This window comes from Ruminococcoides intestinale, from assembly GCF_040095935.1.
GTDB classification, from domain to species: Bacteria; Bacillota; Clostridia; order Oscillospirales; family Acutalibacteraceae; genus Ruminococcoides; species Ruminococcoides intestinale.
This window is the reverse complement of record NZ_JBBMFQ010000001.1, coordinates 781,826-793,727: the sequence shown is the minus strand read 5'-3', so window position 1 is coordinate 793,727 and position 11,902 is coordinate 781,826. Positions and strand designations below refer to the sequence as shown.

The 11,902-nt window shown below is 36.4% G+C and carries 8 protein-coding genes and 1 pseudogene; 8 read left to right on the top strand and 1 reads right to left on the bottom strand.

Annotated elements, in window-relative coordinates; all coding sequences use genetic code 11:
- Window positions 1-3 precede the first annotated feature (3 nt).
- The 5 genes and pseudogenes from WMO31_RS03735 to WMO31_RS03715 all read left to right on the top strand — a co-directional run.
- Window positions 4-213 (top strand): annotated as a pseudogene (locus WMO31_RS03735) (SPFH domain-containing protein); the annotation flags it as partial.
- A gap of 505 nt (window positions 214-718) precedes the next feature.
- Window positions 719-2,014 carry an ATP-binding protein gene (locus WMO31_RS03730; protein ID WP_367999226.1) on the top strand — a complete coding sequence of 432 codons (1,296 nt, stop codon included), beginning with the start codon at window positions 719-721 and terminating at the stop codon, window positions 2,012-2,014.
- An 82-nt stretch (window positions 2,015-2,096) separates the two neighbouring features.
- Window positions 2,097-2,231, top strand: a complete 135-nt coding sequence (locus WMO31_RS03725; RefSeq protein WP_279310033.1) for a hypothetical protein — start codon at window positions 2,097-2,099, stop codon at window positions 2,229-2,231.
- Window positions 2,232-2,686: 455 nt separating this feature from the next.
- The gene (locus WMO31_RS03720) at window positions 2,687-3,742 is read left to right on the top strand and encodes a hypothetical protein (protein ID WP_195231945.1); all 1,056 of its coding nucleotides are present in this window, start codon (window positions 2,687-2,689) and stop codon (window positions 3,740-3,742) included.
- Window positions 3,743-3,903: 161 nt separating this feature from the next.
- Window positions 3,904-4,188 (top strand): hypothetical protein, encoded by a 285-nt coding sequence (locus WMO31_RS03715; RefSeq protein ID WP_195231946.1) that lies wholly within the window; start codon window positions 3,904-3,906, stop codon window positions 4,186-4,188.
- Window positions 4,189-4,723: 535 nt separating this feature from the next.
- Here the strand turns inward: WMO31_RS03715 and WMO31_RS03710 are convergent.
- On the bottom strand, window positions 4,724-4,978 hold the full coding sequence (locus WMO31_RS03710; RefSeq protein WP_195231947.1) for a hypothetical protein: 255 nt from the start codon (window positions 4,976-4,978) through the stop codon (window positions 4,724-4,726).
- A gap of 555 nt (window positions 4,979-5,533) precedes the next feature.
- Here WMO31_RS03710 and hsdR point away from each other — a divergent pair.
- From hsdR to WMO31_RS03695, 3 genes are read left to right on the top strand one after another with little or no spacing between them, the layout of a single operon-like run.
- A complete protein-coding gene (gene hsdR, locus WMO31_RS03705) occupies window positions 5,534-8,806 on the top strand; it encodes a type I restriction-modification system endonuclease (protein WP_367999225.1) in 3,273 nt (1,090 codons plus the stop codon).
- Entirely contained in the window at window positions 8,803-10,308 is a 1,506-nt protein-coding gene (locus tag WMO31_RS03700) for a class I SAM-dependent DNA methyltransferase (RefSeq protein WP_367999224.1), read from the top strand. Before hsdR ends, WMO31_RS03700 begins: the two co-directional genes overlap by 4 nt.
- Entirely contained in the window at window positions 10,308-11,897 is a 1,590-nt protein-coding gene (locus tag WMO31_RS03695) for a restriction endonuclease subunit S (RefSeq protein WP_117972042.1), read from the top strand. The genes WMO31_RS03700 and WMO31_RS03695 overlap by 1 nt, the downstream gene beginning before the upstream one ends.
- Window positions 11,898-11,902: the final 5 nt, after the last annotated feature.

Sequence of the window (11,902 nt, the reverse complement as noted above, 5' to 3'; positions counted from 1 at the left end):
GGAATTATCCTTTTAATCCTGCTTATAGTAATTGTAAGCAATGTCAAGGTAGTACCGCAGGCACACGCATATGTAATCGAAAGACTCGGAACATATCATGTAACTTGGTCAACTGGTTTGCATGTAAAAATTCCGTTTATCGACAAAATCTCAAAGAAAGTTTCACTAAAAGAGCAGGTAATCGACTTCCCTCCACAGCATGGAGTGAATAAAACGATACCTTCTTCTAAATCTTAAAAAGCAAGAGTATATCGAGAAATTGAGAATAATCAATAACAGTTACTTATTTAATATTTTTAACATCTGAGCCATTGGGCTCTTTTTTTATGCCTAAAATTCTTGTAAACTCATTTTTCGTGTTACAAGAATGGGTGACAAAAACGGTGGACTTAGCAAGCTTCATGCTCAACCAAGCTCCTTAATATCTCCGACCTTCAGATCAGCTATATCACGAATGTCGGCGCAGGACAGGGGATTCTCAAGGTCGGCAGTTCTCTTGTGCCGTTTGTTGACAAGTTCCCCGCAATACCGAGCTTTACAAGCCGATGACGACTAAGTTTGGAGAGGAATAAAATGCAAAAATTGCGGTGTTCGTGTCGCATTGTGAGAGGTTGACGAAAATAATCATGTTGATTAGTGCGAAAAATACAGGAAATTTCATTGATTTTTACACGAATATCTGCTATACTATGGTCAGTACCTTTAAGGAGGACTGCTTATGTATAGAAAGATTATGGGCTTCTTGGAAGCGTGGAAAGAAAGCGAACACCGCAAGCCCCTTATTTTACAGGGCGCAAGACAGGTCGGAAAGACCTATTCCATTCTGGAGTTTGGGCGTACTCACTATGAAAATGTGGCTTACTTCAACTTTGAAACCAATCCAAAGCTGAATGAAACCTTCGAGGAAAACATCAGCCCCGATTATCTCATACCTATTTTATCTCATATCGCAGGTCAGACCATCGTAACGGAAAAAACTCTGATAGTCTTTGATGAGGTGCAGCTCTGCGAAAGGGCGTTGACTTCGCTCAAATATTTTTGCGAGAACGCTCCGGATTATCACATCATCGTCGCAGGCAGCTTGCTCGGTGTTGCGGTCAACAGAGCAAAATTCTCTTTTCCCGTAGGAAAGGTCGATATGAAAACGCTTTATCCTATGGATATGGAGGAATTTATGTTGGCTCTCGGTGAGGACGATTTGGTAGAACAGATTAAAAAGTGCTTCCAAACCGATACGCCCCTGCCGTCTGCCTTACACGATGCCGCAATGCAGCTTTATCGTCAGTATCTTGTGGTCGGCGGTATGCCGGAGTGCGTGATGCAGTTTGCCGAAACAAAGGACTATATCCTTGTCCGCCATACGCAGGACACGATACTTGCAAGCTATCTCAATGATATGAGCAAGTATAACAACTTGAATGAAATCAAGAAAACCAGACTTGCCTACGATAACATTACCGTTCAGCTCTCAAAGAAGAATACCCGTTTCCAATATAAGCTGATTAAGAAAGGCGGACGGGCTTCCGAATTTGAAAATGCGATTGAATGGCTCTGCCTGTCCGGTATCGTGTCACAGGTCTATAAGGTCGAGCAAATTAAAAAGCCGCTTGAAAACTACCGTGATATTGATGCGTTCAAGATTTATGTGTCCGACTTAGGATTGCTTTGTGCCAAGAAAGATTTAGCCGCCAATGATATTCTCTATATGGTAGAGGAAATTAACGATTTCAAGGGCGGTATGGCGGAAAACTATGTCAATGTGCAGCTTACCATTAACGGCTACCACACCTATTATTGGGAGTCCGAGCGTGGAGCTGAAATTGATTTTATCATTCAGCGTGACGGTCAGCTTATTCCTATTGAGGTCAAGTCCGCCGACAACACCAGAGCAAAGAGCTTGAAGGTCTATATGGACATCTACAAGCCCGCTTATGCTATCAAGCTTTCTGCCAAAAACTTCGGCTTTGAGGATAACAAAAAAATCGTCCCTCTCTATGCCGCATTTTGTATCTGAAAACAATATTGCAACAGTAACGCTCACGGAAAATGTGGGCGTTATTTTTTGCCCCTAAAACAGAATAAGAAAGGATAACGCTATGAAGAAATATACGAAAATCATCTGTATGGTTGTCGCCGTGTGCCTGTTAGGTGCGGCGGCTTTTTGTGGCTTCCGTATTTACAGCCACTATCCACACGAAAGCGAGGAAAAGAAGTTTTTGAGAAAATTGTGAGGTTGTAGAGCAGGCACAGACAGGCGAAAGTGAAATGATCAATGTTCTGCTCAGCCTGGAGTGAATAAAATGCTACATTTTTTTAATCTCAAAAGCAAGGAATTTTCAGAAAAATGAGGATAATCAATAACAATAGCAAATCTAATATTTTTAACATTCGAGCCATAGGGTTCTTTTTTATGCCTAAAATTCCTGTGAACATAATTTTAACAGTTTAATGTATTATAAGTATTGTGCATAATATTATTATCAAAGAAAGGCAGTAATGCTTTATGAACGATCTATCTATAAAGCAATTTTTGAACTAATGGAATACAAAAAAAGAAAGTGAAAGAATTGATGTATATAGGTATGTCAAGTTTACATCGCAAAATGATGATTTCTCATATAGTAATTTTTCAGATACTTACTTAAATAGATTTAATTGGACAGATAGGTTAAAGAAAGCAAATATATTGCCGGTTCTTAATACTAACAAGTTTGTTTCGATTAAAAGCAAAAACTGTATAATTGTGCCTGAAGTCATATCTTATATTTATAAAAATACAGATATTAAAAATAGCTCTACCGCAGTAGTTATCGATACTTATAAGAAAACACAATATATTCCGTTGCTTAAAGCTATTGGATGCCGTATAAGTAACATTCTAGAAAATTTATCTTGTATTAAAAAGGCTTCTGAAGAACTTATTAATGATGAAAAAGTCAGAAAAGTATTATATTCATATTTGAATCTTCTTTCTACTCAGCAAGAAATTAAAAGTAATGGACTTTATGATATGGTAAAGCAATTACCGATTTTTCCAATTCGTACTTCAAGTGGAGTAAGGTATGAATTCTACAGCAACAACATATATACTCATGATACTAAAATTTCTGATAAGAATTTCAAGATTCTTGAAACAAAGATTTTAGATTATAAAAGTGCACAGGATATTGTCGGACCAAACTATAGGATTAATGAACTTATACAAGAAGTCTACGATAGTATATATCAGAAGAATTTAATAGCATATATTGAATCGAATAGAACTGATGAAGAAATAGCTATCTATGTTCTTAATGAGTATAAGAATAATTCTGAAAACTTTAATAAATGTCATAATACTCTAAAAGGAATGATATCAGAAATTCCAATGAAATTTGTTAACGGAAATTATCATAAAGGAAACAAATTCGTCAATAATAAGAAATTGATTCTTTCTGGTGAAACTATAAAGAACTTGGTGGTTTCTGATGATTTTGTGAATCTTGCAAAATATTTAGGCTGTTCTGATATTTTGGATATTCACTATGATGATATTGATTTTCAACTAAAATCCATTTCAGATACTGATATTGAAGACTTCCAGAATGAGTTTACTTACGGTATGGAAATTCTTGAAGGGCTAATTCGTAATGAAATTATTACGGATAAGCAAATAGAGAAATTCCATTTACAATATTTTTTCAGTAAGACGGATTATAATTATTCTTATGAAGAATTCCAGGTAAGAAAGTTGTTAATTTAGTAAAACTTAGAAAACATATACAAAATAAATTCAAAAACAATCCTAATCCTTATATTGAAAACAACCGAATAGTGTATGAACCTAAATTTCCTGTCAATAAAGATTTCTATACAACAACTATGTATAGAAGCGAAGAAAATGAACGGAATTGTTTTTGCCAAATGTGTCAGGAAATTGTTCCAAAGATTTATATTGAGAAAAACAATGTTCAAAAAAATCCTAAATACGGCTGGGAACAGATGTATTTAAGTCTATGCTTAAAATGTAGTAAAGATTTTATATTGTTAAGGAACATTGATTCTGTATGGAATGACTTTATAGCAAGAATTCTTACACAAAATGTAGAAAATGTAGAAATTCCTATTGGAGACAAAAGAATAACCTTTACAGCAACTCATCTAGCTGAAATTCAAACAACTCTTCAATTGGGAGAGGAATGGAAATGACAGTGTTTTGACGGTTCAACATTTCTCAATAAGTTTTCCGGAATATGACTATTGGTGCTTGAAACATACACTTTAAACAACGGCGAAAAAATGTTTGTAATGTATATATAGTGTTAAAAAGCCCAGAAAGACTTCAAATGTATTACCTAAAAATCTGTAAACAAATGTGCTAATCCGATATTCAAAAATAATTGTAAGTTCCGTTACACATGACTTGGTGAACAGGCTGTTGTTATGGTAAGAAAATAACAAGAACCTTCTCTGATGAATTTATCATTAGGGAAGGTCCTTTCTTTTATTTGTTAGTATATTGCATAAACTATTGTTGGACATTAAAAAGGCGAAAAATGCCTTGCCTTGAAAAAACTAAAATAAATCGCTGTGTTCCGGCTTTTTGGAGTGCAAAATAAGTTTTTTATCACTAATGCTGTTCAGCTATCATTTCAACGACACCGTTAAGTAATTGAATATTGTATCCACGCTTAATTGCCAGCTTAACATCTCTGTTGAATTTTGCGACGATACAATTCTTAATTTACTCATTGGTAATATCCTCTAAAAGCTCGCTAAATGAAGCATAGGTTTTATTGCTTGGATTCTTTTTCAGTTCTTCAACCTCTTTTATTGCAGAAATTGTATCTGCATTTGGAGTTTCATAGTTAATGACATTTAACATATAACGGTTAAGGTTGTCTTTTACATTTTCGCCGTTTTTTACAACAATGCTTTTATAAGCGTTGTAAATATCACGGTCAACGGTAAATGAACAAGTAATCTTATTGGTACTCATAATCTTATCACCTTCCAAAAAAATATTACTAAGTCAAGAACCAACATCATTTAGTAATATTAGTATATATCTAAGCGTAAATTTGTCAACCCGCAATACAAAAATTTGTAAGAAGGACATCAGATTAGTTGTGATGTATTTTTGAAATTGTCGGATCAAGGGCAATGATAATTGTAAGTGAATAATACAGAGTTTTGATAAGTAGGGAGAATCTTTAGTTGTATTTTCTTGTTGGTGTATTTACGGTATTGCTTACTACATTCTAAAACATTGCAAAATTCGATAAATAGTGATATAATATCACTCATAATTATGTATTATCGGAAGTTTGAAGGTTTTGTCATGAGAATTTGTTACGATAAACTGTTCCATATGATGATTGACCGAAGACGGACAACATCGCAGTTAATGAAAATGTGTGGATTCAGTGCAAATATCATCGTAAGACTGAAAAGAATTGGATATATATCAATGGAAAGCTACGCGGAAAATTGGACTGTATCGCGGATGGCATACTTACCTTAAAATACGATGAAAGCTGAGGAGGAGTAAAACATGAAATCAAATTTTGACTTTTTAAGCAAGGATTTTCCTGTGTTAGCGAATTTTGGAAAGCTGGCTGAACAATACTGTTACTCTGATGCTAATTCATGTCTGATTAAGTTGGGAATGATAGGTGAGACCATTGTCAATTTGATGTTTACTTATGATGGTATTGCTCTGCCTTATGAAAATACTGCCATTACCCGTATTAATACTCTTATGCGAGAAGGACTGCTTCCCCGTGACCTTTGTGACATTCTTCATGCTATAAGAAAAGCTCGTAATAAAGCTACTCATGAAAATTATGGTTCTGTTGATGAAGGAAAGACTCTTTTGCAAATGACATACAGTCTTTGTGAATGGTTCATGCAGACATACGGCGATTGGAATTATAAAAATCAACAATTTGTTACACCTGTTGAACCTTCAACAACAGATTATATTAAAGTTGATAAGGAAAATGAAAAGAAAATTGAGGACAATCTGACAAAAAAAGCAGAAAAAGCGGCTGCATCTGCACCTAAGATTTCTCAAGAAGAACGTAAGAAACAATCTGCGGTTGCTGCCGGAAATCGTCAGAAGTCTGAAGCGGAAACTCGCTATCTTATTGACGAGCAACTCCGTAAAGTCGGTTGGGAAGCTGATACAGAACAGCTTAGATATTCTAAAGGAACAAGACCTGAAAAGGGTCGAAATATGGCAATTGCAGAATGGCCTACCGATTCTCAGGTTGGTAATAAAGGTTATGCTGATTATGCATTGTTTGTTGAAACAAAGTTGGTTGCCATAATTGAAGCGAAAGCAATCCATAAGGATATTCCTTCGGTTATTGATTATCAGTGTAAAGAATATCCTCAAAATATTCGTGAGGTGGACAGTCAGTATCAGATTGGCACTTGGGGCAAATATAGGGTTCCGTTTACTTTTGCTACGAACGGCAGACCATATTTGGAACAGTATAAGACGAAATCAGGTATTTGGTTCTTAGATTTACGTAATTCTTGTAATTTGCCAAGAGCATTACGTGGATGGATGAGCCCTGATGGAATCAAAGCACTTTTGGTACAGGATACAGAAAGTAAGAATCAAAATCTAAAACAGATGCCGTTTGACTTTTTGACAGATAAAGAAGGTTTGAATTTAAGACCTTACCAGCTCAATGCTATTAAGGTAGCAGAAAACGCTGTTGTTGACGGTAAACAAAGTGTTTTGCTTGCTATGGCAACAGGAACAGGCAAGACGAGAACTGTACTTGGAATGATATATCGTTTTTTAAAAACAGAACGATTTCGCAGAATTCTGTTTCTTGTCGATAGAACATCACTCGGCGAACAGGCTCAGGATGTCTTTGAAGAAGTTAAGCTTGAAAATCTTATGACTCTTGATGAGATTTATAATATTAAAGGTCTTGAAGATAAGGAAATTGATAAAGAAACTCGTATTCATGTTGCAACTGTTCAAAGTATGATAAAGCGGATTCTGTACAATACAGAAGATACAAAGCCGGCTGTTTCTGATTATGACCTGATTATAGTAGATGAAGCACATCGTGGTTATATCCTTGATAAAGAGATTGGCGAGGATGAGGTGCTTTATCGTGACCAGACAGATTATCAGAGTAAATACTGTTATGTTATTGAATATTTTGATGCTGTAAAGATTGCACTTACCGCAACTCCGGCGTTACAGACTACCAAGATTTTTGGAGAACCAATATTTAAGTATACATATCGTGAAGCTGTTATCGAAGGTTATCTTGTAGATCATGATGCACCTCACGAATTGAAAACAAAACTCAGCACTGAAGGAATACACTATAAATCCGGCGATACGGTAACTATCTATGATCCAGTAACAGGAGAGGTTACTAACAGTGAACTTATGGATGATGAGTTGGATTTTGATATTGAATCTTTTAATAGAAAAGTGATTACAGAACCTTTTAACAGAACAGTACTTGAAGAAATCGCACATGATATTGACCCTGAATCTCCTGAAGAACAGGGAAAAACGCTTATCTATGCCGTAAACGACCAGCATGCTGATATGATTGTATCTATCCTTAAAGAAATCTATTCCGAGACAGGTGTAGATAATGATGCAATCATGAAAATCACAGGAAGTGTTGGTGGCGGAAATAAGAAAAAGGTTCAGGAGGCTATTAAGCGTTTTAAGAATGAACGCTATCCAAGCATAGCTGTTACTGTTGATTTGCTTACAACAGGAATAGATGTGCCTGAAATCACTACATTGGTATTTATGCGTCGAGTGAAGTCTCGTATTCTTTTTGAGCAGATGCTCGGTCGTGCAACAAGACTTTGCCCTGATATACATAAGACACACTTTGAAATCTATGACCCTGTTGGTGTCTATGATTCCCTTGAACCGGTTAATACCATGAAGTCAGTTGTAACTAACCCAAACACTACATTTACGCAGCTTATCGAAGGATTAGAGGTTCTTGATAACGGGGGAAAGGTTAAAAATCAAATCAACCAGATTATTGCCAAGCTACAGCGTAAAAAGAGAAAAATGAGTAGTGAGACGGTAACTCATTTTATTGATATGTCTGGTGGTATGGATCCTACTCAGTTCATAGAAAAACTGGAAAATGAGCCTAACGATGTGGCAAAGGATAGAATTCTCGCAAACAAGGAACTTTTCAGATTGCTTGATGAAAAGAAAGGTCATAGCGGTGGATCTATTGTAATCTCCGATAAGGAAGATGAGTTGATTAGTCATACCCGTGGTTATGGCAACGGCGAAAAACCTGAAGATTATCTTGATGCATTCTCGGCATATGTTAATACTAATATGAATGAAATTGCGGCTTTAAATATTGTTTGCACAAGATCTAAAGACCTCACTCGTGAAGACCTGAAATCTCTGCGATTAATATTGGACAGGGAGGGATTTACACAACAGCAGCTTAATACTGCTATTTCTCAGATGACTAACGAGGAGATTGCGGCAGACATTATCAGTTTAATTCGCCGCTATGCTATTGGCTCAGTACTTATCAGTCATGAAGCACGAATTCGTAAGGCAGTTGAAAAGCTTGTAAAGGCTCATAGATTCTCGAAACAGGAAATGAACTGGATTAAGCGAATGGAAACCTATCTAATGAATGAATCTGTTTTGAATGTCAAAATCTTTGATGAAGATGTTCGATTTAAAGAACAAGGCGGCTTCAAAAAAATTGACAGAGTATTCCAAAATCAGCTTGAGAGCATTGTTTTGGAATTAAATACATATCTCTATGATGACGGAGGAAAAACTGCATGAATACACAGGAAATCGTATCTAAACTCTGGAAGCTCTGCAATGTGCTGAGAGACGACGGTATCACTTATCACGAGTATGTTACAGAGCTTACATATATTTTGTTTTTAAAAATGGCAAAAGAAACCAACGCAGAGGGTAGATTTGCCGAAGGTGTTACTATTGAACAAGGGGATAACCTTACACCTGAAGAAGAAACGCAGAACAGCGAAAAGAAAATAGTTCAGGCATATAGCTGGGATAATTTAGTCAGTAAGTCAGGCTTAGAGCTTCATAACTATTACAAAACTATACTTCGCTTGTTTGGAACTTACTGTACCGGTCGTGTGCGTGAAATTTATCAGGGTGCGGCTACTAAAATTGATGAACCGAAGAACCTTGAAAAGATTATCAATACTATAGATGGTCTGGATTGGTTTTCTGCCCGTGAAGAGGGATTGGGCAATCTATACGAGGGACTTTTGGAGAAGAATGCTAACGAAAAGAAGTCGGGAGCCGGTCAGTATTTCACTCCTCGTGTACTGATTGATGTTATGACATATCTTATGAAGCCGCAGCCGGGTGAGCGTTGTAACGACCCTGCTTGCGGTACTTTTGGATTTATGATTTCTGCGAGCCAATATGTCAGAGATAACACAGATGATTTCTTCTCACTTGATGCTGATATGGCAAAATTTGAGAAAGAAGAAGCGTTTACCGGTTGCGAGCTTGTACATGATACGCACCGCCTGGCTTTGATGAATGCTATGCTTCACGATATTGACGGTCAGATTATTTTGGGTGATACTCTCTCAAATGTCGGAAAATCAATGAAAGGATATAACCTAATTTTAACGAATCCTCCATTTGGAACAAAGAAAAGCGGAGAGCGTGCAACACGCGATGATTTCACATTCCCGACAAGCAACAAACAGCTTAACTTTCTTCAACACATCTATCGTAGCTTAAAAACTGACGGTAAATCCCGTGCGGCAGTTATTTTGCCTGATAATGTTCTTTTTGCTGATGGCGATGGAGAGCGTATCCGTAAGGACTTGATGGACAAGTGCAATCTCCATACGATTCTTCGTTTGCCTACGGGTATTTTCTATGCACAGGGTGTAAAGACTAATGTTTTATTTTTCACAAGAGGTAAGATCGATAAGAATAATACAAAAGAAGTTTGGATTTATGATTTGCGTTCCGATATGCCTTCTTTCGGTAAGACAAATCCGCTTAAGAGAGAACATTTTGATGAGTTTATCGAATGCTATGCCGATGGAGATTTAAGCAAGCGTAAGGAAACATACAGTGAAGAAAACCCTAACGGCAGATGGCGTAAATTTACTATTGATGAGATTATGGCTCGTGATAAGACAAGCCTTGATATTACATGGATGAAGAGTAATGACAGCACAGATGACCGCACCCTTGCGGAACTGCTTCAGGAAATTAAAGAGAAGTCATCAAATATCGCAAATGCTGTTGCTGAACTGGAAAAAATAATAGGCGAGGTGGACGAGTGATGGATACCAAAGCATTAAGACAAAAAATCTTGGATTTGGCTATCCGCGGTAAACTTGTGCCTCAAGACCCAAATGACGAACCTGCTTCTGCTTTGTTAGAACGTATCCGTGCCGAAAAACAGCAAATGGTTAAGGACGGAAAGCTAAAGCCTAAGGATATAAAAAACGATACAGTGATCTTTAAAGCTGATGATAATTTGCATTATGAGAAGTTTCAGGATGGAACTGTAAAATGTATTGAGGATGAGATTCCTTTTGAGCTACCTGAGGGGTGGGAATGGGCAAGGTTGAAGGATTTATTGAATGTATGTTCAAGTAAACGAGTTCTTCAATCCGATTGGAAAAATGAGGGAATTCCATTTTATAGAGCACGAGAAATTGTAAAACTATCTGAGAATGATTTTATTGATAATGAACTATTTATTTCAGAAGAACATTATCTTGAATTGAAGAAAAATTATGGTGTACCTCAATCGGGTGATCTGATGGTTTCTAGTGTAGGTACAATAGGAAAAGTCTATATCGTAAAGCCCGAAGACCTATTTTACTATAAGGATGCAAGTGTACTTTGTTTTGAAAACAAAAACAAACTACTTGTTTCTCAATTCGCTAAAATCTTATTGGAGTCAAGCTTTGTTCAATCACAAATGAGAGATAACTCTAAAGGTACAACGGTTGACACAATTACAATTTCTGCAGCAACGAATTATTTATGCATTGTTCCACCAAAGAATGAACAATTACGTATAGTTGATGCAGCGCAACGAGCGCTTGTAAAAGTAATTCAGATTCAATCTAATAAAGATGTCTTACAAGCAACTATTACAAATGCTAAATCAAAAATTCTTGATCTTGCTATTCGTGGTAAACTTGTACCGCAAGACCCGAATGATGAGCCGGCTTCCGTTCTTCTTGAACGCATACGAGCCGAAAAAGAAGGACTGATTAAGCAAGGTAAAATTAAGCGTGATAAGAAGGACTCTGTTATCTTCAAAGGTGATGATAACTCTTATTATCTGAGGACTGGAAAACTTGAAGAATCTTTTGATGCTTGGCAATTTGATAATCTCCCTGAAACATGGGAAATATGTCGCCTTGGTGAAGTATGTAATTATGGTGACTGCATAAATGTTGATACTGCTGATATAGCAGATGATGCTTGGATTCTTGACCTTGATGATATAGAAAAAGATACAGGTAGAATTTTCAAGAAAATTAAAAAATTTCAAAGGAATTCCATCAGTACAAAACATCAATTTCATTCTGGGCAAGTATTATATAGTAAGCTGCGTCCCTATCTGAATAAAGTTGTTTTATCAGATGACGATGGATACTGTACATCTGAAATTCTCCCGTTAGAATTTGCAAATTGTATAATTCCTGAGTACGCACGTTATTATATCATGTCAAAAACATTTCTTGCATATGCTGACCGTTGTTCATATGGTGTAAAAATGCCACGATTAGGAACGGCAGATGGTAAAAAAGCAATTTTTCCGTTGCCTCCATTAGCGGAGCAAGAAAGAATAGTTAAGCGAATCACTAACGTATATAAACAACTTGATTTAATTTCAAATGCATTACTTTAGCAAAC